Below are 25212 nucleotides of genomic sequence, written 5' to 3' on the forward strand. Positions count from 1 at the left end.
GGATTGTCCCGACGCGCCCGGCGCCGCATTGTCATAACTTCGTACGAAGTGTTTACCCGAATCCCCCGCCCTCTCCCCGCCCCATGAAACGCTGGCGCCTTCCCGCCGCGCCCGAGGCCACGCTGTCGGCCAGCGTGGTCGGCGACGTGCTCGCCGGCGTCGGCACGCCGCACCTCGCGGCCAGCTACCTCGCCGCGATGCAGCGCGTGATGCCCGTCACCTTCTGCACCGTGTTCGCGGTCGGCGCCAGCGGGCGCATCGAGACCGTGTCGGCCGCCAGCAGCTACGGCAGCACGGCCGAGCGCACGGCCGAGCGCTACGTCGCGCAGCGCTTCGACCTGCTCGATCCCAACATGGCCTGGCTGGCCGCGCGCAAGCTGCCGCGGCGCGCGCAGCTGTGGCTGGGCCACCAGCTCGGCGACGAGGTGGCCGATCCGGCCTACCGCGCCGCCTGCTATGGCGACGTCGGCATCCGCGAGCGCGCCTCGGTGCTGTTGCTGCTGCCCACGGGCCAGCGCGTGGCCGTGAGCTTCTACCGCAGCCTGGCGCAGCCCGAATTCGGCGCCGCCGACTTCGCCGTCATCGAACGCCACGCCACCTTGCTGGCCGATGCCACCACCGCCCACGGCCGCAGCGCCGTGGCCGCGCGCGAGGCCACGGCACCGGCGCTGGCTTCGCGGCTGCTCACGCTGAGCCTGCGCGAGCGCGAGGTCATCGGCCACCTGATGGCCGGGCGCACCGCGAAGGAGGCGGCGCGCGAGATCGGCGTCGAGCTCACGACCGTGCGCACCCACCAGTACCGGGCGTTCCGGCGGCTGGGGATACGGTCGCAGAGGGAATTGCTGCGCGGCTGGCCCGCGGCGCAGTGAGCGGGGCTCAGTCCTCGGAGGCCTGCGCCTCGGCCGCGTCGTCGGGCACCGCCACCGGCGCGGGCTTCGCGGCCTCGTCCGCCGCCGCCTTCGCGCGCCCGCCCGGCGCCACGATCTCCTGGTCGATCGCGCCGAACATCGAGCGGCCGTCGAGCCCCTTCATCTCGATGCGGATGGTGTCGCCGTAGCGCATGAACTCGGTCGAGGGCGCGCCGTCCTGGATGGTCTCGATGCAGCGCTTCTCGGCGATGCACGAATAGCCGCGCGGCCATTCCATGCGGCCGTTCTTTTCCACGCCCTTGTTGCTCACGGTGCCGCTGCCGACGATGCTGCCGGCGCGCACGTTGCGCGTCTTGGCGACGTGGGCGATGAGCTGGCCGAAGTGGAAGGTCATCTCGGGACCGGCCTCGCACAGGCCGACCTTGCGGCCGTTCCAGTTGCTCTGCAGCGCGAGGTGCACGCGGCCGCCGGCCCAGGCCTCGCCGAGCTCGTCGAGGGTCACGGCCACGGGGCTGAAGGCGGTGGCGGGCTTGCTCTGGAAGAAGCCGAAGCCCTTGGCGAGCTCGGCCGGGATCAGGTTGCGCAGGCTGACGTCGTTGGCCAGCATCACGAGGCGGATGCCGTCGAGCGCCTGCTCGGGCGTGGCGCCCATCTTCACGTCGCCGGTGACGACCGCGATCTCGGCCTCGAAATCGATGCCCATGGCCTCGCTGGGCACGACCACGTCGTCGGTCGGGCCGATGAAGTCGTCGCTGCCGCCCTGGTACATCAGCGGGTCCTGGTAGAAGCTCTCGGGCACCTCGGCATTGCGCGCCTTGCGCACCAGCTCGACGTGGTTGAGGTAGGCCGAGCCGTCGGCCCACTGGTAGGCGCGCGGCAGCGGCGCCATGCACTGGGCGGGATCGAAGGGAAAGGCGTGGCGCGCGCGGCCGGCGTTGAGCGCGGCGTACAGGTCCTGCAGCTGCGGCGCCATGAAACCCCAGTCGTCGAGCACCTGCTGCAGGCGATGGGCGATGCCGGTGGCGTAGTGGGCGAGCGTGAGGTCGCGCGACACGACGACGAGCTGGCCGTCGCGGGAGCCGTCCTTGAGGGTGGCGAGTTTCATGGTGCGGTGCTGGGAAAAAGGCGACGGGGCGCCGCGCCGGGCCGCGCGCCGCTCCCCTAAACTGGTTGGACGGGCGGCAGTGTACCGAGGTGGCTTCGATGAACCTCGGCGGCGACGCCCACTCCACCTTCCATGTCGACGACCGTCGCCCCGCCGTCCTCCGCCCTGGCGCCCTCCCCGGCGCCCTGGCGGCCTTCGTGGCGGGCGCTGGCGCTGCTGGTCCTGCTGGTGGCGCTCGCGCACATGGCGCTGCTGGGCCTCGCGCCGGCCGGGCTCGGGGCCGAGCCGGTGTCGCCGATCACCAAGTTCAGCACGCGCACGATCGTGATCGCGCCGCCGGTGGCCGAAACGCCCGCGGCGGCGCCACCACCGGCCGCGACGGCCCCGCCCGCGGCGACCAAGCCGCTGCGGCCGCGCGCGGTGCATGCGCCGCGGCCCAAGCCCGATCCGGTCCCCGCGGCGGCCGCGCCCTCGCCCGACCCCGCGCCCGAGGCCACGGCGCCCAAGGATCCCGAATCGCCCGATCTGGTGGCGCAGGCTGCTCCCGATTCAGGAGCGGCACCCACGCCCGAACCGCCCGCCAGCGCGGCCGCCGCCCCATCGGCCACGCCGGCCAGCGCCCCCGCCGCCGGCACCGGCGAAGCGACCACCACGATGGCCGGCACTCAGTCGCTGCGGATTCCGGGCTCGGTCACGCTGGATTTCGAGGCCACGGGCCAGATCGGTGCCTCGCCGCAGCGCGGCGTGTTCGGCGAGCTGGTGTGGCTGCACGACGGCACCCGCTACGACGGCCGGCTCACGCTCAAGGCCGTCTTCTTCACCTTGCTGAATTGGCGCAGCACCGGCCAGATCGGCCTGTCGGGCCTGGAGCCCGAGCGCTATTCCGAGAGCCGCAAGGCCGAGGTGGCCTCGCATTTCGCGCGCGACCGCGGCGAGGTGGTGTTCAGCAACAACGCGCCGCCCGTGCCGCTCCAGCCCGGCGCCCAGGACCGCATGAGCGTCATGATGCAGCTCGGCGGCCTGCTGGCGGCCAGCCCCGAGCGCTACCCGGCCGGCACCCGGATCGCGATCCAGACCGTGGGCGCGCGCGACGCCGATGTCTGGGTGTTCGTGGTCGGCGACGAGGAGAAGCTGAGCCTGCCGGCCGGCGAGTACCTGGCACGCAAGCTCACGCGCGATCCGCGCAAGCCTTTCGACCGCAAAGTCGAACTCTGGCTGGCCCCGGCCTACGGCTACCTGCCGGTGCGGATCCGCCAGACCGAGCCGAACGGCGACTTCGCCGACGCCCAATTGCGCAAACCCCTACCCGCCGCACCGGCCGGTTGATGCGAAAAACCACGCATCCAAACGTTTTAATGGCAACACGACAACCCATCTTGAAACTGGCGCGTTGATTGCTATGTAACCCTCATGAACGCCCTCGACATCCTCACAGGCCCCGCCATGAACATGCTTTACGACTCGGATTCCTTCGTCGTCGTGCACGTGCAGCCGAACGAAGGCGAAGTTCCGGCCGAACCCAACGTGCCGGTGCTCGAGCGCCACGGTTTCGAGATCGTCGACAAGCGCTCCGGCAAGGAGCTCTACCTCGACGGTTCCTGGGCCGAGCTGTTCCGCCAGCAGATCGCGGCCTGGCAGCTCAACACCCCGACCCAGGAAGAGGTCGAGGACACGCTCGAGGGCTACGCCGAGCTGGCGCAGACGCCGCTGCTGGTGCACTGAGCCGAGCCCGAGCCCCGTGCTACAAGAAACGAAGCGCCCCGCGGGGCGCTTTTTCTTTGGGGCGCGACGAACGGCCGCCGCCGGGCCGCCCCAAGGCGGCCGCGCCTCCCCCTCGGGGGGGTGGAGTTACAGGAGCGAAGCGAGTGAAAAGCCGGGGGCTAACGATAGATCCAGCGGAACATCGGCCCGACCAGCAGCAGCACCGCCACCAGCCGGCAGACCTGGAACGCCGTCACCACCGGCACGCCGAGCTGCAGCACCTTGGCCGTGATCGACATCTCGGCGATGCCGCCCGGCGAGGTGCCGAGGATCATGGTCGCCGGATGCAGCCCGGTGGCCCAGGCCAGCAGCCAGGCCACGCCGGCGCACACCACGAGCATGGCCAGCGTGCCGAGCGTCACCGAGCCGAGCCAGCGCGGCGCGGTGTGCAGGAACTCGCGGCTGAAGCGCACGCCCAGGCTGACGGCGATCACCAGCTGCGCGGCATTCGACATCCAGCCCGGCACCGCCGACAGCGACAGCCCGGCGACCGTGAAGCCCATCGCGACCAGCAACGCGCCCATGAACCAGGGGTTGGTGCGGCCCAGCGCGCGCATCGCCAAACCGCCCGCGCCGGTGGCCACGGCCAGCAGCGCGAGGCCGCCGGGGTTCACCTCGCGCGCGCTCGGCGGGCTGATCTCCAGGCCGTGCAGCCCGCTCCACTGCATCGCGAACGGGATCGTCACCGTCACGATCAGCACGCGCAGGCTGTGGGCCGCGGCCACCAGGTCGGTGCGCGCGCCCTGGGCCTCGGCCAGCAAGGTCATCTCCGAGGCGCCGCCGATCGCGCCCGCGAAGTAAGTCGTGGCTCTCATGGAACGCTCCGGCACTTGAGGCATGCGCTGTGCATGCAGGCCGTAGAGCCAGCGTCCGAAGCCCCAGCCCAGCAGCAGCGCCCAGGCGATCGCGAGCACGATCGCCCACCAGACGCTGGCCACCAGCGCGACCACGTGCGGCGTGAAGTACAGGCCCAGCGCGGTGCCGATGGTCCACTGCCCGGCATTGCGCAGCGGCACGTGGCTGGCCATGGGCGCGCCCGCGATCGAGGCCAGCGACACCGCCAGCAGCGGGCCGATCATCCAGGGCAGCGGGGTGTGGAGCGCGAGGCAGATCTGGGCCGCCACGAAGGCGAGCAGCAGCGTGGCCAGCACGCGGACCGGGAAGGAAAGGGACACGCGGAACGGACGGACAGGCGGTAGGGGCAAAGGACGGCAGCGCGCGCGGCGCCGTTGCGTAGTATGGCGCGATGTCTTTCGCGCACCGGCCCGTCTCCTCCCTCCTGCTTGCTCTTCTCGGCAGCACCCTCATCGCCGGCTGCGCGGGCTGGCCCGGCGGCGCCGAGGCGCCCGACGCCCCCATCGCACGCCGCGTCGAGGCCCTGCTGCCCACCGACGCCCTGCTGCTCGGCGAGCAGCACGACGCCCCCGAGCACCATGCGATCGAGCGCGAGACGGTCGAGGCGCTGGCCGCGCGCGGCCGGCTCGCCGCGCTGGCGCTCGAGATGGCCGAGGAAGGCAACGGCACCGCCCACCTGCCGGCCGCGGCCACCGAAGCCCAGGTGCGCACCGCGCTGAGCTGGAACGACAAGGCCTGGCCCTGGGCCGACTACGGTCCGGCCGTGATGGCCGCGGTGCGCGCCGGCGTGCCGGTGGTCGGCGCCAACCTGCCGCGCGCGCGCATGAAGGACGCGATGGCCGACGTCTCGCTCGACGTGCAGCTCAACGGCGAGGCCTACACCGCGCAGCAGGACGCCGTGCGCGAGGGCCACTGCAAGCTGCTGCCCGAATCGCAGATCGTGCCCATGACCCGGATCCAGGTCGGCCGCGACCGCGCCATGGCGCAGGCCATCGTCAAGGCGCGCCAGCCGGGCCGCACCGTGCTGCTGATCGCGGGCGCGGGCCACGTCGACCGCCAGCTCGGCGTGGCGCAGCACCTGCCGAACGAGGTCTCGTTCAAGGCCGTGCGCCTGCTCGCCGCGCCCGCCGGTGCCGACGCGGCATCGGCCGGCTACGACCGCACCTGGCGCACGCCGCCGCTGCCCGAGAAGGACTACTGCGCGGAACTCCGCAAGTCGATGGGCCCGGCGAAGAAGTCCTGAGCGACCCGGACGTGCGAAGGCCGCGGCAGGACAGGCGTCCGGCCGCGGCCTTCGTCTTTCTTCATGCGGCGGGCCCGCCGGCCCGCGCCCGCCTCAGCGCGACAGGATCGACGAGGTCGCCGAGTTGCCGGTGGCCGAGGCCGTGACCTGGTTGCCCGTGGTGCGCAAGGTGCTGCTGCCCACCGGTCCCACCACGCCGACGCCGAAGTTCACCGTCGTCACCGTGGCCGACACCGCGCCGCTGTTGACCTGGTAGTTGCCGACCGCCGCGCTCGCCGTGCCGGTGTTCAGCGCGGTCTGCGTCACGCGGTTGGTCGCGCTGTTGCCGAAGGCCTGCGCGCTCAGCGTGTTGCCGTAGACACCGACGCTGCCGTTGAGCGTGCCCGGGCCGGTCGCGTTGAGCGCCACCTGGTAGCTGGTGTTCGTGCTGGACGCGTTCACCGGCCCGCTGTTGGTCTGGCTGTTGAGCACGCCCACGCTGGCGCCGAGGTTGAGCGCCAGCGGCGAGGCCACGAAGCCCACGCTGCCGCTCGGGGCCGCGCCGCCGTAGCTGCCGCCCGCGCTCGAGTCGACCAGGTTGGTGGCCGCGTTGCCGCGCGCCAGCGCCGAGGTGGTGTTGCCGTTGAGGGCCACGCTGCCCGCGTTGAGCGGATCGGTGCCCGCGATCGTCACGCCCGCGGCCGTGACGGCCGACGAGGTCACCACCGCGCTGCTGGTCTGCGCGTTCGACACGCCCACGCTCGCGCCCTGCGTCGCGTCGCCCGCCACCGTGGCGGTGTTGATCGCGCGGTTCGCCGAGGCCTCGGCCAGCGTGCTGTTGTTCGAGATCGTCACCGCGCCGTTGAACAGCCCCGCCGTGTTCGGCACCAGCCGGTCGTCGTTGTAGATCGCGGTGCTGGCGCTGCTGGTGACCGAGGTCGATGCGGCCTGGCGGTTCGCCACCAGGTGGTCGCCCGTGGCCGCCTGCCCGCCCGCCGCCGTTTCCGACAGCGTCACGGCACCCGTGGTCGCCGCCGGCTGCAGGTTGGCGGCCTTCACGTCGAGCGTGTTGGTCGCGTCGTTCATCACGCCCAGCGCCGTGTTGGTGTTGCCCGAGATCCGCACCGACGAGCCCGAGGATGCCGCCGGCGCGAACAGCTCGGAGTTCGAGCTGGCCGCGACCGCCGCCTGGCCGACCTGCGTCGACTGGACCACCGCGCGCGCATCGACGTTGGCGCCCGAGAGCGTCATGCCGTTGACCGTGGTGTTCGAGGCGGCGCGCGCGCTCTGCCGGTTGTCGGACACGCTCAGCGTCGCGCCCTGCACCGCGGCGGTACCGGTGGTGTCGATGCCGATGCTGCCGGTGGCGATCGCGCCCACCGGGCCGGCGCCCACCTGCACGTTGACCAGCGCATGGTCGGCGCTCGCGAGCACCGCCGAGCCCGCGGCCGCGGTCCCCGCGGAGCCCGCCAGGCCGGTGGCGATGGCGCCACCCTTCACCTCGATGCTGTTGGTCGAGGCATTGCCGGTGGCGGCCGCGCCGGTGGTGTTGCCCTCGAGCGTGGCGCTGCTGTCGATCAGCGCGGTGGTGCCGTTCAGGGTCAGCCGGGTCGTGTTGTTGGCGACCCCGCCCACGGCGGCGCTGCTGGCCTGCGAGTTCAGCAGGCCGGTGGTGGCGCCCTGCGACGCACCGCCCGTGAGCGACACCGCATTGCCCGCGCGGTTGCCCGCGGCCTCGGCCAGCGTCTGGTTGCCCGACATCGCGACCGCGCTGTCGACCACGCCCGGGCCGCCCGGCACGGCGCGGTCGTCGTTGTAGATCGCGCTGTCGGCGGTCGCGCTGGCCGAGGTGGCGGCCGACTGGCGGTTCATCAGCGCATGGATGGCGGCCGTGCCCCCGTCGCCCGGCCCCGCGGCCTGCAGCACCAGGGTGGGCAGGATCGCGCTCGCCGTGGTGTCGGCCGCGACGGCGATGCGGCTGGTCGCGTCGTTGACCACGGCCAGCGCGCTGTTGGCGTTGCCCGAGATCGTCACCGACGCGCTCGACACCGAGGCCGGCGCGAAGGCCTGCACGAAGGAACGCGCCTCCACCGCCGCCAGGCTGGCCTGGCCCGACTGCAGCGCCGAGGTGGCCGAGACGCTGCCGGCCGCCAGCGCGATGTCGTTGCTGGCGCTGTTGGCCACCGCCTTCGCGCTCTGGGCGTTGTTCGACACGCTGAGCGTGCTGCCGTTGACCCCCGTGCCAGGCGCGGTGTCGATGCCGAAGGCACCAGCCGCCTTGGACGAGATCGTCGCGGTGCTCAGCATCAGCTGCGCGTTCGACAGCGCATGGTCGCCGAGCGCGCCGGTCAGCACCGCGGCGTTGGCCGCCGCGGCCACCGGCAGCACGCCGCCCGTGTCGATGGTGTTGCCCTTCACGTCGATGCCGTTGACGGCGGTGTTGCCGGTGGCGGCGCCGCGCACCGCGTTGCCGTCCACCGAGAGCTGCGAGTCGACGATGCCCTTGCCGCTGACCGCGAGCTGCACCCCGGCCTGGTCGGTCAGCGCGCCGCCCTCGAGTCCGAGCTCGGAGGTGGTCTTGGCGGTGGTGACCTGCAGGTTCTGCACCGCCGTGGTGGTGGCGATGCCGGCCGCACCGAGCCGCACGCCGTTGACCGCGCTGTTGCTGGTCGCGGCGGCCGCGGTGGTGTTGTTGTCGGCATCGATCTTCGAATTGCCGACGCCGAAGGCGATCTGCGTCAGCACCTCGGGCCCGCCGCTGCGCGTGGCCGCCACCGTGCCCTGGCCCGACTGCGCGTTCTGCACGCTGAACGAGGCATCGGTGGTCGCGACCCCGCCGGTGACGGTGGCGCCCGAGAGCACGAGGCCCGCCGTGTCGATCGAGGTGGCCGTCACGTCCACCGTGTTGCCGGTGGCGCGGCTGCCGTAGGCCAGGGCCTGGGTGGTGTTGCCGCTGCTCGAGACCGAGGCGTCCTGCAGGCCGCCGCCGACCACCGTGCGCACCACGTTGCCGCCGACCGTGTTGGCCTCGACCTTGGTGTTGGCACCGGCCACCGACTGCACGTTGGTCACGTTGGCCACCGAGGCGAAGTCGCTCGAAGCGATCTGGTTGGCCGCGAGCTTCAGGCCGTTGGCCGCGTCGTTGCCGTAGCTCGCGGCGACGAAGGCGTTGCGGTCGTTGCCGAGGCTGGCCGACGCCACGTCGCCGCTCACCGAGGCCGCGAACGAATTCACGCCGCTGGCCGTGGTGCCCACCGTCGACTGGATCGACTGGCTGCCGAGGATGGCGTAGGAGGCATTGACCGCCGGCTGCGTGGCCAGGCTGTTGTCGAAGGGCAGGTTGTTGCCGAGGTTGGCCGTGATGGTCGAGGCGACGTCCGTGGACGGGTTCACCGTGACGTTGCCGGCCTGCACGCCCAGCGTGCTGGTGGCCGAGTTGCCGTAGGCGATCGCGCGCTGCAGGTTGTCGCTGACCGCGGCCGAGCCGCCCGAGAGATTGCCGAACACGGCGACGCGGGCCTCGGGCACGCTGAGCACCGCGCCGACCGAGGAGGTGGCATCGTTCATCTGCACGCTGGCAATGCCGGCGCCGGTGCCGACCGCATTGCCCTTGATCGACAGGTCGCTGGTGGCGCCGCTGCCGACCGCCACCGCCTCCTGGCGATTGCCGGTGAGCGACAGCGCGCTGTCGGCCACCGTGGCCGGTCCGTTCGCGACCAGCCAGACCTTGGAGCCGCCGTTGATCGCCGTGACCAGGCTGCCGTTGTAGTTGCCCTGCAGGTTGGTCAGCGTGACGGCGCCGGTGGCCGACACGCGGCCGTCGGCGCTGGTGCCGCCACCGAGCGCCACCGCATCGCTGCCGAGCGCGACGGTGTTGGCGTCGAGTGCCAGGCCCTGGTTGATCTGGTTGCCGCGCGCCGCGACCGCCGCGCTGTTGTTCGCCACGGTCACGGTGCTGGCATTCGTCTGGCCGGTGGCATCGCCGGTCTGCACCGCGATGACGGTGCCGTTGGCGACGGCCGACACCGTCGACTCGGTGTTGGCCTGCTGGTTCGAGATGCCCGCCGTGGCCGTGAAGCTGGCCGCGGTGGTGCCGGGCAGGATCGCGCTCGAGGCGATGTTGCCGGTGGCCGCGGCGCTCACGCTGTTGTCCTTGAGCGTGACGCTGCCGCCGTCGATGGACTGCACGCCCGCGAGCACCTGGCCGTTGATGGTCTGTGCCAGCACGCTGGAGCGCAGGTTGCCCTGGCTGTTGAGCACGGCCAGGTCGGCATCGAGGGTGGTGGTGACGGCGGTGCCGCCATGCACGCTGGCGTTGACCGGCGTGAGGGGCGGGGTCGCGGCGACCACCGACACGCCGTTCATCACGATGCGGTTGCCCGCGCTGCCGGCGGTGGCCGAGAGCGCCTCGTTGCCGGTGGCGGCGCTGGAGATGGTGTTGCCCTGCACCGAGAGCGAGCCGCGCAGTTCGTTGACCTGGCCCGCCGGCGCGCCGGTGACCAGCGCCTGCACGGTCGAGTTGGTGTTGTCGGCCGCATGCGTGACCGCCGCGAGGATGCCGTTGCCGTTGGCCTGCAGGTTCGACACCACCGCCGAGCCCGCGAAGCTCGGCGCCGCGCCGGACTGGATCTCGGCCGCGCTGCTCGCGCTGTTGCCCCGCAGCGTGGCCGACAGCGTGTTGCGGTCGAGCGTGGCGCCCGCGACCACGATGTTGCCCGGCAGCGTCGAGGTCAGCGCCAGGTCGATCCTGTTGTTGGCCAGGCCCGCGCCCGAGGCCGGGCCGGTGCCCAGCTGCAGCGAGGTCACGACGATGTTGCCCTGCGCGTCGAACAGCGGCGTGCCGCCCGGGTAGGTCAGCGCCGCGCCGCCGGTGATGCCGACGGCGCCGGCCATCGCGCCGCCGGTCACCAGCGAGCTGCCCTTGTTGATCACGGTCGAGGCCGAGATCGTGTTGTCGGTGGCGGCCGCGCTGCCGCTCGTGAAGTTGTTGAGCTCGACCGCGAGCCTGCTGTTGGCGACGCCGGCGGCGATCGATCCGCTGTTGGTGGCCACGCCCAGCGAGGCCGCGTTGTCGACCGGCGTGGAGGCCGGGCTGCCCGAGGCGGGCTGGATCGCGTTCGCGAAGTCGTTGCCGGCGGCGCTGGCGCCGATCAGGTTGCCGGTGGTGCTGGCCGCGATCGGGTTCGGATTGGCCGGCGTGCCGCTGACCGTGGTGCCGCCGACGGCGCCCGTGATCCCCGCCGTCACGCCGTTGGTGTTGGAGGGCTGCGAGTTCGCCGTCGACGCCCCCGACACCGAGCCGTTGAGCGTGTTGCTCACGGTGGTGTCGGCCGCCTGCGCGGCGCCGGCGGCGAGCAGCGCGACCGCGACCGCGGAACCGATGCGGCTGAGACTGGTGGCGGGCCTGCGGGCGCCCCGATTGCGGATCTTGCGAGCTTTCATGGCGTGACTCCTGGTGTGAAGACGTTGTGGACGAAAGGGACGGACGAACGCAGGGGAACCGGGCCGCCCTCGCAGGCGCGCACGGTTCGCGGGAACGGGGGTGTCAGCTGCCGCGGCCGGGAGCGGCGGCGGGATCGGGGCTGGCGGCGGCCGCGGGGCCGCTCGCGCTGACGGTCTCGGCCGCCTGGGGCACGGCGGCGGTGTCGGCGGCGCCGGCCGGGGCGACCGCGCTGTCGCCCGTCGGTGCCGGCGCGGGCGCGACGGAGGCGCTGGGCGTGGGCGCGATCGTGGCGGCGCCCTGCGGCGCGGCGGGCGCCGGCCCGTTGCCCACCACTGGCGCGCCGATGCGCAGCTTCGCGATCTCCTGCAGCCCGGGGCCGTCGCGGTGGATCGAGGTGTCGGCCGCGTCGGGCCGCCACAGCACCGTGATCGCGCCCGGCGGAATGCCGCGGTTGGCCAGCGCCGAGGTCACGGCGGCGATGCGCTGGTCGATCAGCTCGTCGCGCTTGCGCGCATCCCAGTTCTCGGTGTCGCGCGCCACCAGCACGATGTCGGTGGCGCCCTTCTTCGCGGCGCCCGCGACCTGGTCGATCTGCGCCAGCGCGCTGCCGCCGAGCGTGGTGGCGCCGAAGTCGAAGGCCACCTGCAGCGCCGCGCCGGTCAGCCGCGCGCCGCCCGTGCCCGCGGCATTGACGGCCACGCCCGGGCTCGCCTGCACCACCGGCGGCGCCGCACCGCCGGCCGCGCCGGCCTCGGCCGGGTTCTGCACCTTGCGCAGCTGCTCGGCCGGCACCAGCGGGATCTGCTCGCCGCCGCCGGGGCGCAGGGTCATGCAGGGCCGGTGGTCGACCTGCGTGACCGCGGCCATCAGCCGCACCACGCCCTCCTCGAGCGCGGCGCGCACGCCCATCTGCACCGGCTCCTGGCCCTTGGCGCCGATGTCGACGTCGTAGAGCCGGCTGCCGAAGAAGCGGAACACGTTGAGCCCGACCTCGTAGCCGTTGAACTGCTTGGTGAGGCTCACCGTGCGCACCACCATCAGCGAGCGCGTGTCGACGATGCGCAGGTCCACGCCGACCGACTGGGTGAAGGTGCGCGCCTTCACGCCGACCTGGTTCACCGCCACCTCGGCACCGCCCGAGTTGATGTTGTAGTTGAGCTCGGTGATGCCGCCGACGATGAAGTAGTCGGACTTGTTGATCGTGCCGCCGAAGTACGGCAGCCACGGCACCACCTGCGCGCCGCCGCCCGGCCCGCCGCCGAGCTGGTGCGTGCGGCCGTCGCCGAGCTGGCGCCGGTCGGCGTAGGCCAGCTCGCGCTCGGCGATCACCGGGTCGAAGCGCTCGGCGATGCGCACCGCGCCGCCGAGCTTGCCGAGCGCCGAATAGACCATCAGCGCGCCGCCCTGCGTGATCGCGTTGCCCTCGTTGATGCTGTACTTGCCGGTGTAGTCCTTCACGTCGCCCACGCCGATCACCACCTCGGGCCGGCGCGTGGCCGCGATGTGGTCGGCGAAGCAGGCCAGCACCGGCTCCATCGGCGTGACGTTGTCGCGCACCGAGGGGCCGAGCACCACCGGCGCCTCGTTGGGTGCGAAGCGCTGCTGCGGCGCCGAGGTGCAGCCGGCCAGCACCAGCGCGCCGGCCAGCGGCGCCGCGAGAAAGACCGCCCGGCGGGCGTGGGGCGAGATGCTGTGCATGGCGCCCCCGTTCAGTTGAGCACGCCGAAGGCGCAGGCGGCGCTGCCGTTCACCCCCGCCGTCTGCGCGCCGGTGTTGCCCTGGGCCGAGTTCAGCGCCTGCCAGGCTGCGCCCTGCACCTGCGTGCTGGTGCCGCCGACGACCGCCGAGCCCACCGTGCCCGCGTTGGCCTGGTTGGTGCCCACCACCGCGGCGCCGAGCGTGCCGACCGCGCTGTTGCTGTCGTTGCCCGTGGCGCCCGAGCGCGCACCGGCATTCGCGGGCGAGTTGGCGACCGTGCTGTTGTTGCCGTCGTTGCCGGTCGAGGTCGCCGAGACGTTGCAGTTGTACTGGCGCCCGACCGTGGTGTTGTAGACCGGCGCCGCGTAGTAGCCGCTCTTCTGCTTGCGGATCATGTCCTGCACCGCGGCCTGGTTGACCTTGTCGGTGCTGGTCTGGAACTGCCAGGCGGCGTTCTCGCCGACGTTGTTGGCCTGCGCGCGCGGCGCCGCCACCAGGAGCAGCGCCACCACCAGGGCCACGTGCACCGTGGCGGCCCAGGGCGCACCACGGCGACGATCGGAGCACCGGGATACGGCGGCACGGGATGCACGAGGCATGGCAGCTCCTTTCAGGAGGAAGAGCACTTAAACGAAAAGTGCTACTTCTTTGTAAAGAGGATGCTATGGATCGGGCAGGTGGGCTGGCTATTCCGGAAACCAGTAGTACCTATGAGTACAAACCAGCGGTGATTACTGGATGGCCGGACAGTGCGGCCGCCCCGATCCTGTGCGCAGCACAAGGGGCCGACCGGGGCTCGCGCCCCCGTGGCGGGGGCGCGTCCGCGGCCCGTTGCGGGCCGCGGTGGGGCCTGCGATCAGGCGTGCGCCTTGATCGCGTCCGCCAGCGTGTTCACCAGCGTGTCGATGTGCGACTTCTCGACGATGTACGGCGGCGCGATCACCAGCACGTCGCCCGCGGGGCGCACCAGGGCGCCCTTGTGGAAGCAGTCGAGGAAGATGTCGTAGGCCCGCTTGCCGGGCGCGCCCGCGATCGGCGCCAGTTCGACCGCCGCGGCCAGGCCGAGGCTGCGGATGCCGATCACGTTGGGCAGGCCCTTGAAGGTGCTGTGGAAGGCGTCGCCCAGCAGCTTGCCCATCTCGCCGGCGCGCGGGAACAGGCTTTCCTTCTCGAACAGTTCGAGCGTGGCGATCGCCGCCGCGCAGGCCACCGGGTGGCCCGAGTAGGTGTAGCCGTGGAAGAACTCGACCACGTGCTCGGGCGCGTCGGTCTTCATCATCGCGTCGTAGAGCTTGTCGCGGCAGATCACGCCGCCCAGCGGGATCACGCCGTTGGTCACGCACTTGGCGAAGTTCAGCATGTCGGGCACCACGCCGAAGTAGTCCGACGCGAAGTTGGTGCCCATGCGGCCGAAGCCGGTGATGACCTCGTCGAAGATCAGCAGGATGCCGTGCTTGTCGCAGATCTCGCGCAGGCGCTTAAGGTAGCCCTGCGGCGGCAGGTACCAGCCGGCCGAACCGGCCACCGGCTCGACGATGATCGCGGCCACGTTGCTCGGGTCGTGCAGCGGCAGGATGCGGGTCTCGAGCTCGACCAGCGGGTCCTCGGCCCACACCGGTTCCTGGTTGTGGATGTAGGCGTTGTTGACCGGGTCGTGGATGAAGCGCATGTGGTCCACGCGCGGCAGGAAGGCCGAGCCGAACACCTTGCGGTTGCCCGGGATGCCGCCCACCGACATGCCGCCGAAGCCCACGCCGTGGTAGCCGCGCTCGCGGCCGATGAAGACGTTGCGGTGGCCCTCGCCGCGCGCGCGGTGGTAGGCCAGCGCCACCTTCATCGAGGTGTCGGCGGCCTCGCTGCCGGAATTGCAGAACAGCACCTTGTTGAGGTCGCCGGGGGCCAGCGCGGCGATCATCTCGGCCGCGCGGAAGGCCTTGTCGTTGCTGATCTGGAAGGCGGTGGCGTAGTCGAGCGTGTCGAGCTGCTGCTTGATCGCCTCGTTGATCGGCTTGCGGTTGTGGCCCGCGCCCACGCACCACAGCGACGAGATGCCGTCGATCACCTTGCGGCCGTCGTGGGTGGTGAACTCCATCCCGTCGGCCGCCACGAAGACCCGCGGGTCCTTCTTGAAATGGCGGTTCGGGGTGAAGGGCAACCACTGGTTGTCCATGTTGAAGTCCTGGTAGGCCATGCGCGTGCTCCTGTGTGTCTCGTCGGAATGTGGAAGGTCCCGCCGCCGAACGGCCGGCACCCCGGGAAAAGGGACGCGGCGGACGGGGAGAACGGCATTCTGGCACCCCTGCGACAATCACGCCCCTGACCATGACCACCACCCCTGCCTACATCCTCACCCTCTCCTGCCCCGACCGTACGGGCATCGTGCATGCCGTCTCGGGCTTCCTGCTGGAGCGCGGCGGCAACATCGAAGAGGCCGCCCAGTACAACGACCACGACACGGGCCTGTTCTTCATGCGCGTGCGCTTCGCCTGCGCCGAGCACGGCGAGGCCGCGCTGCGCGAGCAGCTCGCCGCCTTCGCCCAGGGCTTCGGCATGACCTTGCAATTGCAGGCCGCCGCCCAGCCGATGAAGACGGTGATCCTGGTCAGCAAGGAAGGCCACTGCCTCAACGACCTGCTGTTCCGCTGGAAGAGCGGCCTGCTGGCCATCGACGTGCGCGCGATCGTCTCGAACCACCGCGACTTCTACCAGCTGGCGGCGAGCTACAACGTGCCCTTCCACCACATCCCGGTGACGGCCGCGACCAAGGCGCAGGCCGAGGCGAAGCAGCTCGAGATCATCGAGGCCGAGGGCGCCGAGCTCGTGGTGCTGGCGCGCTACATGCAGATCCTCAGCAACGGCCTGTGCCAGAGCCTGGCCGGCCGCGCGATCAACATCCACCACTCGTTCCTGCCGAGCTTCAAGGGCGCCAAGCCCTACTACCAGGCGCACGACCGCGGCGTGAAGCTGATCGGCGCCACCGCCCACTACGTGACGGCCGACCTCGACGAGGGCCCGATCATCGAGCAGGACGTGGCGCGCGCCGACCACACCGACACCGTCGAGGACCTCACGGCCCGCGGCCGCGACACCGAGAGCCAGGTGCTGGCGCGCGCGGTGAAGTGGCACAGCGAGCACCGCGTGCTGCTCAACGGGCACCGCACCGTCGTGTTCCGCTGAGCGAGCGCTCGCACAGCCTCTCGAAAAAAAGCCCCCGGCGCGGCCAGTGCAGGCCATGCCGGGGGCTTTTTTCATTCAGGCCGCGCGCGTCAGTTGCGGTTCGGGTTGTTCGGGCGGCGGTCGTAGCGGTTGGGCACGCCGTCGCCGTCGCGGTCCCAGCGGCCGGCGCTGTAGGCCCAGCGGCCACCTTCCTGGCGCCATTCGGGCGCGCGGTAGGCATAGCCCGGGCGGGCCCGCACCCAGACGCCGTTGGTCCAGACATGGCGGCCGCCGCGCCACTCGTAGTGGCCCGGTGCCCAGACATAGCCGCGGCGCGGCGGCGGCACCCGCTCGTAGCGCGGCGGCGGAGGCGGCACCTGGATCATGACCACCGGCTGCGCCTGGGCGGCCGTCGGCAGCGTGAGCGCGCCCACCGAGAACAGCGAGGTGGCGGCGACGGAAAAAGCGATGGCTGCGAGTCTTTTCATGGCAAGGCTCCATGAGTTGTTGGAGGAGCCTTCATGCTGCCGGTGCCTTGTGAAGCGCCTGTAAGCGCCGCGCGAAATCTTGTGTAGAGCTGTGTCGCCGCGCCCGGCGCGCCGCCTGCAGGCGGTGGCCGACGCGCGTAGGCCTATTCCCGCAATTCCTGCAGATCGACCGCGCCGGCCATCGCCGCGAGGCCCGCGGCATTGGGATGCAGGTGGTCGCCGCTGTCGTAGGCCGGCAGCAGTGCCAGCGGCTGCGCCGGGTTGCGCACCGCGGCGTCGAAATCGACCACCGCGTCCACGTCCTGCCGGCCGCGGATCCAGCGGTTGACCGCACCACGCAGCGCCTCGGTGTGCTCGTTCCAGTACGACGAGCCGCCGAACGGCGGGATCGTGCCCAGCAGCACCTTCAGGCCCTTCTCGCGCGCCTGCCGCACCAGCTGCTGCAGCCCGGCCTGCAACTGTTCGGGCGTCGGGATCTCGCTCGCCGGCACCACCTGCCCGGGCGCGCCGATGAAGGCGGTGCGGCCGATGTCGTTGGTGCCCATCAGCACGATCACGTGCGTGACGCCGCTCTGGCCCAGCACGTCGGCGCCGAAGCGCGCGAGGCCGCTCTGCCCCGCGCCGCCGTAGAGCAGCCGGTTGCCGCCGATGCCGACGTTGAGCACCGCCACCTCGCGCGCGGCGCCCGGGCCCGGGCTCTTGCGCAGCAGCGTGGCCAGTTGCTGCGGGTACGAATTGCCACCGCCGTCGCCGTCGAGCCCGCCCGCGGTGATCGAATCGCCGAAGGCCACCACCGTGCGGATGGCGCGCGCGGCCCAGACGTCCACGCCCGTCACGAAGGCATTGACCGGCACCCGCTGCGCATCGGGCAGGCGCGGCGCCGACACCGCGTTGCCGTTCGACATCCAGGTCGCGTTGCTCGGCTGCAGGTGCACCGTCGACAGCGGCGTGGAACGCTCGAAGTAGCTGCTGACCACCAGCGTCTGGCCGGCCTCGACCGCGAAGTCGATGCCGTCGCTCCAGGCATCGGCGCCCGGTGCGATCGTGATGCCCGGGCGGCCCTCGAAGCGCAAGGGCTGCAGCGAGGCCGGCGAGATCGCGCCGCCACCCGTGCCGCGCGCCACGCTCGCGGCGCCCACGGCCAGTGGCGCGGTGCCGAAGCGGTTGGAGAAGCGCACGCGCAGACGCGACCCGCCCACGCTGGGCTGCAGCTGCTGGCGCAGCGTGAGGCCGGGGAAGGCGCGGTCCTCGGGCGCCACCGGCGGCGGCGTGCCCAGCGGCGAGAGCTGGCGGAAATCCAGCGGCGCGGCGGCCCAGCTGCCGACCCACTGCTCACCGGCGATCGGGGCAGCGGGCGCACCCGAGGGGGTCGCGGCGTGCGCGACGGCGGCGAACAGCGCCAGGCACAGCATGCCCGTCGCCAGCCTGGCGCCGATCCCGGCGAATCGATATGAAACCAGCGTCATGCCCCTCGCGCAAAAGCGCCAAAGTGTACGGAGCCACCGTGTCACTTCGCGCGGCAGGGTCTGCCGCCTGGTTACCAGGTGTCTACGTAGGGCGCCGGCGCCTCGTGGGGACGCGTGGCCGAGGCCAGCCCGCGCACCAGCCAGTCGCGCGTCTGCGCGGGATCGATCACGGCGTCGATCTCCAGCGTCTGCGCCATGTGGATCGCCTCGCCGTTCTCGTACTGCTGCGCCACCAGCTGCTTGAACAGCGCATCGCGCTCGGCCCCTTCGGCCGCCGCGGCGAGCTCCTTGCGGAAGCCCAGCCGCACCGCGCCCTCGAGTCCCATCGCGCCGAACTCGCCCGTGGGCCAGGCCACGGTGAACACCGGCGCGTCGAAGCCGCCGGCCGTCATCGCCTGCGCGCCCAGGCCGTAGCCCTTGCGCAGCACCACCGCGAAGAAGGGCACGCGCAGGTGCGAGGCCACCATGAACATGCGGCAGACATGGCGCACTTGCGCCTGCGCCTCGATCTCGGGGCCGACCATGAAGCCCGGCGTGTCGCACAGCGAGACGATCGGCAGGCCGTGCGCATTGCACAGCTGCATGAAGCGCGCCGACTTGTCGGCCGCCTCCACGTCGATCGCGCCGCCCAGGTGGTGCGGGTTGTTGGCCATCAGGCCCACGGGCTTGCCCTCGATGCGCGCGAGCGCGGTCACGATGCCCGCGCCGAAGCCCGCGCGCAGCTCGAGCAGCGAGCCGGTGTCGGCCACGCCGCGCATCGCGGCGCGCACGTCGTACACGCGCAGCCGGTTCTCGGGCACCACGTGGCGCAAGGCGCGCGGGTCGGCGCACTGCCAGTCGGCGACCGGGCCCTGGAAGTACGACAGGTACTGCTTCGCGGCCGCGACCGCCGCGGCCTCGTCCTCCACCAGGATGTCGATCACGCCGTTGCGCGACTGCACGCTGCTCGGCCCGATCTGCTCGGGCGCGAAGCTGCCGAGGCCGCCGCCCTCGATCATCGCGGGGCCGCTCATGCCGATGTTGCTGCCCTTCGTCGCGATGATCACGTCGGCGCAGCCCAGCAAGGCCGCGTTCCCCGCGAAGCAGCGGCCATGCACGATGCCGACCACCGGCACCTTGCCCGAGAGCGCGGCGAACTGGCTGAAGGTGTGGTTGTTGAGGCCCGCGACGATCGGCATGTCCGTGTCGCCGGGCCGCCCGCCGCCGCCCTCGGCGAACAGCACCACCGGCAGCCGCAGCTGGTGCGCCACCGCGAGCAGCCGGTCGGTCTTGTGGTGGTTGCGCATGCCCTGCGTGCCGGCCAGCACCGTGTAGTCGTAGGCGAGCACGGCGCAGCGCGACTTCTCGGGGCCGAACTGCCTCGCGTTGATGCTGCCAATGCCGGTCACCATGCCGTCGGCCGGCGTGTTCGCGACCAGGTCCTCGAGCGTGCGGCGGCGCGTCTGCGCCGCGATGGCGAGCGCGCCGTACTCGATGAAGTTGCCGGGATCGGCCGCGCTGTCGCAGAGGTCGGCGATGTTCTCGCGCGCGGTGCGTCCGCCCTGCGCATGGCGCTTGTCGACGGCGGCCCGGCGGTTCTCGTCGAGCGTGAACGCATGGCGGTCGATGACCTTCCTCAGGTCGGGCCGGATCGCATCGAGGTCGTGCGCGGCGCGCGCCTCGGTGTCCACGGCCTGCGCGTCGACCGCCTCCAGCCGCAGCAGCGACTGGCCCTCGACCAGGTAGTCGCCGGGCTCGGCCAGCAGTGCCACCACGCGGCCCGCGGTGGGCGCGTGCAGCAGGTGTTCCATCTTCATGGCCTCGAGCACGCCGAGCTGCGCGCCCGCGGGCAGCACGTCGCCGACCGCGACCTCGAACTGCACCAGCTTCGCGGGCATCGGGGCCTTGACCGTGAGGCCATCGTCGGCTTCATCGATCGTGGAGGCCGCGGCTTGCGCGACGACTGGCGTTGTCTCCTTCGCGCGCTTCTCGAGCGACGCCGCGGCCGCCAGCAGATCGCCCAGGTGCGCCTCGACGAAGCGCGTGTGCACGGCCTGGGTCGCGAACTCGGGCCGCGCGGCGATCGCGCGCAGCAGCGGCAGGTTGGTGGCGATGCCCTCGATGCGGCACTCGTCGAGCGCACGCAGCGAGCGGCGCAGCGCATCGGCGAAGCGCGCCGAGGGCGCATGCACGATCAGCTTGGCCAGCAGCGTGTCGTAGTGCGGCGAGGGCGCGAGGCCCGCATAACCATGCGTGTCGACGCGCACGCCGGGCCCGGCGGGCAACTCGAAGCGCGCGAGCGTGCCACCCGAGGGCCGCGCCTGGCCCTGCGCATCGAGGGTCTCGGCATTGATGCGCCACTGCAGCGCGAAGCCGCGCTGCGCCGCGGTGCGGCCGGCCTCGATGCCGAGCGCGACCAGCGATTCGCCGGCCGCCACCGCGATCTGCAGCTGCACCAGGTCGAGCCCGGTCACGGCCTCGGTCACCGTGTGCTCGACCTGCAGCCGCGGATTGGCCTCGATGAAAACGTAGGGCAGCGTGGCCGAGGCCGCGTCGACCAGGAACTCGAAGGTGCCGAGCCCGCGATAGCCCACGGCCCGGGCCATGCGCAGCGCGGCCTGCGTGAGCTGCGCGCGCAGCGCCTCGGGCAGAGAGGGACTGGGCGCGATCTCCACCAGCTTCTGGAAGCGCCGCTGCAAGGTGCACTCGCGCTCGCCGAGGCTGGCCACGGCCTGGCCGTCGCCGAGCACCTGCACCTCGATGTGGCGCGCATCGCGCATCAGCCGCTCGACGTACACGCCCTCGATGCCGAAGGCCGCGCGCGCTTCCGACATGCAGCGCGCATGCGCCTCGGCCAGTTCGCCCGCCTCGTGCACCGCGCGCATGCCGCGCCCGCCGCCGCCGCCGATGGCCTTGACCATCACGCCCGCGCCCTGCGCCTGCTGCTCGGCGAAGAAGGCCTGCGCCTGCGCGAGCGTCACCGCGCCCGCGCTGCCGGGCATCACGGGCACCTCGCAGCGCGTGGCCAGTTCGCGCGCGCGCGCCTTGTCGCCGAACAGCGCGAGCTGCTCGGGCGTGGGCCCGATGAAGACCAGGCCCGCATCGGCGCAGGCCTGCGCGAAGTCGGCGCGCTCGCTGAGGAAGCCGTAGCCCGGATGCACCGCGTCGCAGCCCTTCGCCTTCGCGGCCGCGATCAGCGCGCCGATGTCGAGGTAGGCCTCGGGCCCGGTCGCGTCGAGCGCGAGCGCCACGTCGGCCAGCTGCACGTGGAGGGCCGAGCCGTCGTCGCGCGCATGCACGGCCACGCTGGCGATGCCGAGGTCGCGCAGGGCGCGCACCAGGCGCACGGCGATCTCGCCGCGGTTGGCAATCAGGACTTTGGAAAACACGCGGGGTCTTTCAGTTCTTGTCTTTGAGCAGCCGGCGCAGCACCTTGCCGGCGCCGGTGGTGGGCAATGCATCGATGAAGCTCACGGAGCGCGGCGCCTTGTAGCTCGCCATGTTCTCGCGCGACCAGGCGATCAGCGCCTCGGCCGCGATCCCGGCGCCGGGCTTGCGCACCACGAAGGCCTTGACCACCTCGCCCTTCTCGGGATCGGGCTGCGCGATCACGGCGGCCTGCGCCACCGCCGGATGCTTGATCAGGATGGTCTCGACCTCCTCGGGGAACACGCTGTAGCCCGAGACCTTGATCATCTCCTTGAAGCGGCCGATGAAGGTCAGGTAGCCATCGGCATCGAGCTTGCCCATGTCGCCCGTGTGCACCCAGCCATCGCGCAGCGTGGCGGCCGTGGCCTCGGGTTTGTTCCAGTAGCCCTTGAAGGAGCCCGGGCTGGTCAGCACGATCTCGCCGACCTCGCCGGTGGGCATGTCGGCTTGCGTTTCCGTGTCGACGATGCGGATCGTCACGCCCGGCACCGCCACGCCCTGCGTGCCCCAGCGCGGCGCATGGCGCGGCGTGTAGGTGTCGCAGGTGTGGGTTTCGCTCAGGCCGTAGGCGGCCTCGAAGGAGGTGCAGTTCGGCGCATGCGAACGCCACTGCGCGGCCAACGGCTCGGTGAAGGCGATGCCGAAGCTGGTGACCGGGTTCATGCGCAGGCTCGCGAGATCGAAGCCCGCGATGTCGGGCAGCTGCATGCAGGCCACGTTCATCGGCGCGATGCTGTACCACCAGCTCACCTCGTGGCGCGCGATCGCCTGCAGCGCCGCGCGAGGATCGAAGCGGTGCAGCAGCACCGAGGCCGCGCCCGTGAGCACCGGCACGTTGACGCCCATCAGCATGCCGGCGATGTGATACAGCGGCGCGATCGACAGCAGCACGTCGTCGGGCCCGACGCCATTGCAGTCGGCAGCGGCGCGGGTCTTGAACAGCGCGTTGCCGTAGCTGAGCATCGCGCCCTTGGGCAGGCCGGTGGTGCCAGAGGTGTAGGTCATCAGCGCGACGTCGTCCATGTCGATGGCCACCGGCCGCGGCCGCGCATCGGCGTTCATGACGGCGAGGAAGTCCTCGCAGCCCGCGGGCACCGTGCGTGGGGCGTTGCACTCTGCGGCGAGCTCGGCCGGCAGGTCGAGCGCGCGCGTCTCAGGCAGCAGGTCGGCGTAGTGCACGACGAACACATGCGCGAGCGCGCTTCCGGGCTTCACCTTCTCGACCACCGGCAGCAGCGGCGCGGCCGCGACGATCACGCGCGCCTTCAGGTCGTTGACCTGGTAGGCAAGCTCGTGCTCCTTGTTGAGCGGGCCGCTGGGGCAGACGATGGCGCCGATCTTCTGGATGCCGAAGTGCGCCACCAGGTACTGCGGGCAGTTGTTGAGGAACAGCACCACCGGCTCGCCCTTGACCACGCCCAGGGCCTGCAGCCGCGCGGCGAAGGCGTCGCTCGCGCGGTCGAGTTCGCGCCAGCTCATCGCATGGCCGTACCAGTGGCAGGCCGGATGCTCGCCGCGCTCGCGCGCATGGGCGCGCAGGTAGTCGTGCAGCGGTTGTTGCGCGCGCGGCGGGAGCGCGCGCAGCAAGGGTTCGTCGGTTGTCTCCATGGCGTCACTTTCTCAGGGTTATCGATAGCCGCTCGCGCCTGGCGGGCGCTTGCCATCGCCGGATGGTGCACGAACAATCCTACCCATGGGTATAACTTCCGCGACACGGCACAAACCCTCTGGGCGCAAGGCGCGCGCGGAGCAGGACGATCCCCCACGCGTGCCAGGCATGCAGGGCATGCACGAGGCGCATGCGACGGAGGCCGCGGCCCTCACGGCGCGCCCCGACCTGCCGCAGGGCACCGGCCGCCAGCGCACCGCCACGCAGGGCACCGACCTGCAGCGCGAGCGCATCCTGCAGGCCGCCACGCAGCTGTTCGCGGCGCAGGGCTACGCCAACACCACCATGGCGCAGATCGTGCGCGCGCTCGGTGTCACGAAGCCCTTCGTCTACTACTACTTCCGCGACAAGCAGGAGATCTTCGAGACCATCTCCTGGCGCCCCGCGGTCGACTGCTTCACCGCGCTCGACTTCGCGGCCGACGATCCGCGCCGCGCGAGCGAGAAGGTGCTCGAGGGCATCGAGCGGCTGATCCGCGCCACCGTGGCGCATCACCCGGCCGCCTTCTTCCCCTACCGCGAACCGCAGGTCTACCGGCCCGAGTACCTGGCCGCGCAGAAGAAGCTCGCGCACCACTTCTACGACCTGCTGTGCCCGCTGCTCGAACAGGCGCGGCACGACGGCGACCTCGATTTCGACGAGACCAAGATCACCGCGCTCGCGGCCTGCAGCCTGCCGGGCTTCCTCTACAGCTGGTACCGCCCGGGCGGACGGCTCTCGCCCGACGAAGTGGTGGCCGAGCTCACGAAGCTCGCGAGCCGCGTGATCGGGCTGCGCACCGGCCACTGACCACCCATCCCAGGAGACACACCATGAAGTTCCACCCGGCGCCCCTGGCGCGGATCGCGCTCGCCTGCCTGATCGCCACCGGTGCCGCCGGCACCGCGCAGGCCCAGCAGACCTACAAGCTCGCCTACATCGACCCGCTCTCGGGCCCCTTCTCCAACGTCGGCGAGCTGATGCTGATGCACACGCAGTACGCGATCGAGGAGATCAACGCCAGGGGCGGCGTGCTCGGCGGCACGAAGCTGCAGCTGCTGCAGTTCGACAGCAAGCTCTCGGCGCAGGAGAGCCAGAGCGCGCTGCAGGCCGCGATCGACCAGGGCGCCAAGGCCATCGTGACCGGCGGCTCGGGCTCCTCGGTGGTGACGGCGCTGGTGCAGGCGGTGGCGCGCTGGAACCAGCGCAATCCGGGCAAGGAGCTACTGGTGCTCAACCACTCGTCGATCGATCCCGAGATGACCGGCAAGGCCTGCAGCTTCTGGCATTTCCAGACCGAGGCCAACACGGCGATGAAGATGAAGGCGCTGGCCAACTACATCAAGAAGACGCCCGAGGTGAAGAAGGTCTACCTGCTGAACCAGGACTATGCGCACGGCAAGCAGTGGGCCAGCTACGGCCGCCAGCTCGTGGGCCTGGCGCGGCCCGACATCCAGTTCGTGGGCGAGGCGCTGCATCCGATCGGCCGGGTCAAGGACTTCTCGCCCTACATCGCCAACATCAAGCAGAGCGGCGCCGACTCGGTCATCACCGGCAACTGGGGGCAGGACATGACGCTGCTGCTCAAGGCCGCGGGCGATGCCGGCTACGACCTGCGCTACTTCAACCACAGCGCGGGCTCGGTGCCGGGCACGGTCACGGCGGTGTCGCAGGCGAAGCTGGGCCAACTGACCTGGGTCGCCGAATGGCATCCGGGCCAGGCCGGCACGCCGAAGGTCGATGCGCTGGCCAAGGCCTACAAGGCCAAGACCGGCAAGGACTTCCTCGCGCCGCGCATCGACATGACGCCGCGCCTGCTCGCGGCCGCGATCGAGAAGGCCGCGAGCACCGACACCGTGAAGGTGGCGCGCGCGCTCGAGGACCTGAGCTACGACTCGGTGGTCGGCCCGGTGCGCATGCGCGGCGAGGACCACCAGCTGCTGCTACCGCAGGTGGTCAACACCATCGCGCCGGTCGACGGCAAGGCCGTGAAGCTGGGTTGGGAAGGCACGAACTACGGCTTCCGCACCGACGCGGTCTACAGCGGCAACGAGCTCGCGCAAGGCACCGACTGCAAGATGGTCCGCCCTTGA

Annotated in this window: 17 protein-coding genes; 7 read left to right on the plus strand and 10 right to left on the minus strand. The window is 71.7% G+C overall.

The genetic code is table 11. From position 1 onward, the window contains the following. Nucleotides 1-83: 83 nt before the first annotated feature. Nucleotides 84-869, plus strand: coding sequence for a response regulator transcription factor (locus tag R0232_RS31500; RefSeq protein WP_431510583.1), 786 nt, complete (start codon nucleotides 84-86; stop codon nucleotides 867-869). Between the two features lie 7 nt (nucleotides 870-876). On the opposite strand, the gene R0232_RS31505 is transcribed toward R0232_RS31500, so the two are convergent. Beyond that, entirely contained in the window at nucleotides 877-1974 is a 1098-nt protein-coding gene (locus R0232_RS31505; protein WP_431510584.1) for a fumarylacetoacetate hydrolase family protein, read from the minus strand. A gap of 132 nt (nucleotides 1975-2106) precedes the next feature. Here R0232_RS31505 and R0232_RS31510 point away from each other — a divergent pair, with 132 nt between their 5' ends. Together R0232_RS31510 and R0232_RS31515 are read left to right on the plus strand one after the other, a co-directional pair. Next, entirely contained in the window at nucleotides 2107-3300 is a 1194-nt protein-coding gene (locus R0232_RS31510; RefSeq protein WP_431510585.1) for a DUF3108 domain-containing protein, read from the plus strand. Between the two features lie 117 nt (nucleotides 3301-3417). Further along, nucleotides 3418-3696 carry a BTH_I0359 family protein gene (locus R0232_RS31515; protein ID WP_057597632.1) on the plus strand — a complete coding sequence of 93 codons (279 nt, stop codon included), beginning with the start codon at nucleotides 3418-3420 and terminating at the stop codon, nucleotides 3694-3696. A gap of 158 nt (nucleotides 3697-3854) precedes the next feature. On the opposite strand, the gene R0232_RS31520 is transcribed toward R0232_RS31515, so the two are convergent. Beyond that, nucleotides 3855-4910 (minus strand): AbrB family transcriptional regulator, encoded by a 1056-nt coding sequence (locus R0232_RS31520; RefSeq protein ID WP_431510586.1) that lies wholly within the window; start codon nucleotides 4908-4910, stop codon nucleotides 3855-3857. Nucleotides 4911-4981: 71 nt separating this feature from the next. On the opposite strand from R0232_RS31520, the gene R0232_RS31525 reads away from it, so the two are divergent. Next, on the plus strand, nucleotides 4982-5833 hold the full coding sequence (locus R0232_RS31525) for a ChaN family lipoprotein (protein WP_431510587.1): 852 nt from the start codon (nucleotides 4982-4984) through the stop codon (nucleotides 5831-5833). A 93-nt stretch (nucleotides 5834-5926) separates the two neighbouring features. Here the strand turns inward: R0232_RS31525 and R0232_RS31530 are convergent, their stop codons facing one another. From R0232_RS31530 to R0232_RS31545, 4 genes are all read right to left on the minus strand, one after another. After that, on the minus strand, nucleotides 5927-11254 hold the full coding sequence (locus R0232_RS31530; RefSeq protein ID WP_431510588.1) for a beta strand repeat-containing protein: 5328 nt from the start codon (nucleotides 11252-11254) through the stop codon (nucleotides 5927-5929). Nucleotides 11255-11357: 103 nt separating this feature from the next. Beyond that, complete coding sequence (locus tag R0232_RS31535) at nucleotides 11358-12953, minus strand: CsgG/HfaB family protein (RefSeq protein WP_431510589.1); 1596 nt, start codon at nucleotides 12951-12953, stop codon at nucleotides 11358-11360. 11 nt (nucleotides 12954-12964) lie between these two features. Beyond that, a complete protein-coding gene (locus R0232_RS31540) occupies nucleotides 12965-13552 on the minus strand; it encodes a hypothetical protein (protein ID WP_256223119.1) in 588 nt (195 codons plus the stop codon). A 257-nt stretch (nucleotides 13553-13809) separates the two neighbouring features. Next, nucleotides 13810-15144, minus strand: a complete 1335-nt coding sequence (locus R0232_RS31545) for an aminotransferase class III-fold pyridoxal phosphate-dependent enzyme (protein WP_296780320.1) — start codon at nucleotides 15142-15144, stop codon at nucleotides 13810-13812. 131 nt (nucleotides 15145-15275) lie between these two features. On the opposite strand from R0232_RS31545, the gene purU reads away from it, so the two are divergent. Next, on the plus strand, nucleotides 15276-16130 hold the full coding sequence (gene purU, locus R0232_RS31550; protein WP_057594448.1) for a formyltetrahydrofolate deformylase: 855 nt from the start codon (nucleotides 15276-15278) through the stop codon (nucleotides 16128-16130). A gap of 89 nt (nucleotides 16131-16219) precedes the next feature. Here the strand turns inward: purU and R0232_RS31555 are convergent, their stop codons facing one another. The 4 genes from R0232_RS31555 to R0232_RS31570 form a co-directional block, all read right to left on the minus strand. After that, nucleotides 16220-16597 carry a YXWGXW repeat-containing protein gene (locus tag R0232_RS31555; protein ID WP_208513612.1) on the minus strand — a complete coding sequence of 126 codons (378 nt, stop codon included), beginning with the start codon at nucleotides 16595-16597 and terminating at the stop codon, nucleotides 16220-16222. A gap of 143 nt (nucleotides 16598-16740) precedes the next feature. After that, on the minus strand, nucleotides 16741-18063 hold the full coding sequence (locus R0232_RS31560) for a GDSL-type esterase/lipase family protein (RefSeq protein ID WP_431510590.1): 1323 nt from the start codon (nucleotides 18061-18063) through the stop codon (nucleotides 16741-16743). Between the two features lie 71 nt (nucleotides 18064-18134). Next, the gene (locus R0232_RS31565) at nucleotides 18135-21431 is read right to left on the minus strand and encodes a carboxyl transferase domain-containing protein (RefSeq protein ID WP_431510591.1); all 3297 of its coding nucleotides are present in this window, start codon (nucleotides 21429-21431) and stop codon (nucleotides 18135-18137) included. Between the two features lie 10 nt (nucleotides 21432-21441). Beyond that, a complete protein-coding gene (locus R0232_RS31570; RefSeq protein WP_431510592.1) occupies nucleotides 21442-23079 on the minus strand; it encodes an AMP-binding protein in 1638 nt (545 codons plus the stop codon). Nucleotides 23080-23257: 178 nt separating this feature from the next. Between R0232_RS31570 and R0232_RS31575 the strand changes: the two genes are divergently transcribed. After that, the gene (locus R0232_RS31575; RefSeq protein ID WP_431512944.1) at nucleotides 23258-23929 is read left to right on the plus strand and encodes a TetR/AcrR family transcriptional regulator; all 672 of its coding nucleotides are present in this window, start codon (nucleotides 23258-23260) and stop codon (nucleotides 23927-23929) included. 23 nt (nucleotides 23930-23952) lie between these two features. Beyond that, nucleotides 23953-25212 (plus strand): branched-chain amino acid ABC transporter substrate-binding protein, encoded by a 1260-nt coding sequence (locus tag R0232_RS31580; protein ID WP_431510593.1) that lies wholly within the window; start codon nucleotides 23953-23955, stop codon nucleotides 25210-25212.

Origin of the sequence: Variovorax sp. DAIF25, assembly GCF_050711835.1 — a bacterium.
Taxonomy (GTDB): Bacteria; Pseudomonadota; Gammaproteobacteria; order Burkholderiales; family Burkholderiaceae_C; genus Variovorax.

What these genes read in the sequence shown, in the direction of transcription:
- R0232_RS31500 (WP_431510583.1), top strand. Translation starts at nt 84, where the DNA reads ATGAAACGCTGGCGCCTTCCCGCCGCGCCCGAGGCCACGCTGTCGGCC.
- R0232_RS31505 (WP_431510584.1), bottom strand. Translation starts at nt 1,974, where the DNA reads ATGAAACTCGCCACCCTCAAGGACGGCTCCCGCGACGGCCAGCTCGTC.
- R0232_RS31510 (WP_431510585.1), top strand. Translation starts at nt 2,107, where the DNA reads ATGTCGACGACCGTCGCCCCGCCGTCCTCCGCCCTGGCGCCCTCCCCG.
- R0232_RS31515 (WP_057597632.1), top strand. Translation starts at nt 3,418, where the DNA reads ATGAACATGCTTTACGACTCGGATTCCTTCGTCGTCGTGCACGTGCAG.
- R0232_RS31525 (WP_431510587.1), top strand. Translation starts at nt 4,982, where the DNA reads ATGTCTTTCGCGCACCGGCCCGTCTCCTCCCTCCTGCTTGCTCTTCTC.
- R0232_RS31530 (WP_431510588.1), bottom strand. Translation starts at nt 11,254, where the DNA reads ATGAAAGCTCGCAAGATCCGCAATCGGGGCGCCCGCAGGCCCGCCACC.
- R0232_RS31535 (WP_431510589.1), bottom strand. Translation starts at nt 12,953, where the DNA reads ATGCACAGCATCTCGCCCCACGCCCGCCGGGCGGTCTTTCTCGCGGCG.
- R0232_RS31540 (WP_256223119.1), bottom strand. Translation starts at nt 13,552, where the DNA reads ATGCCTCGTGCATCCCGTGCCGCCGTATCCCGGTGCTCCGATCGTCGC.
- R0232_RS31545 (WP_296780320.1), bottom strand. Translation starts at nt 15,144, where the DNA reads ATGGCCTACCAGGACTTCAACATGGACAACCAGTGGTTGCCCTTCACC.
- purU (WP_057594448.1), top strand. Translation starts at nt 15,276, where the DNA reads ATGACCACCACCCCTGCCTACATCCTCACCCTCTCCTGCCCCGACCGT.
- R0232_RS31555 (WP_208513612.1), bottom strand. Translation starts at nt 16,597, where the DNA reads ATGAAAAGACTCGCAGCCATCGCTTTTTCCGTCGCCGCCACCTCGCTG.
- R0232_RS31560 (WP_431510590.1), bottom strand. Translation starts at nt 18,063, where the DNA reads ATGACGCTGGTTTCATATCGATTCGCCGGGATCGGCGCCAGGCTGGCG.
- R0232_RS31570 (WP_431510592.1), bottom strand. Translation starts at nt 23,079, where the DNA reads ATGGAGACAACCGACGAACCCTTGCTGCGCGCGCTCCCGCCGCGCGCG.
- R0232_RS31575 (WP_431512944.1), top strand. Translation starts at nt 23,258, where the DNA reads ATGCACGAGGCGCATGCGACGGAGGCCGCGGCCCTCACGGCGCGCCCC.
- R0232_RS31580 (WP_431510593.1), top strand. Translation starts at nt 23,953, where the DNA reads ATGAAGTTCCACCCGGCGCCCCTGGCGCGGATCGCGCTCGCCTGCCTG.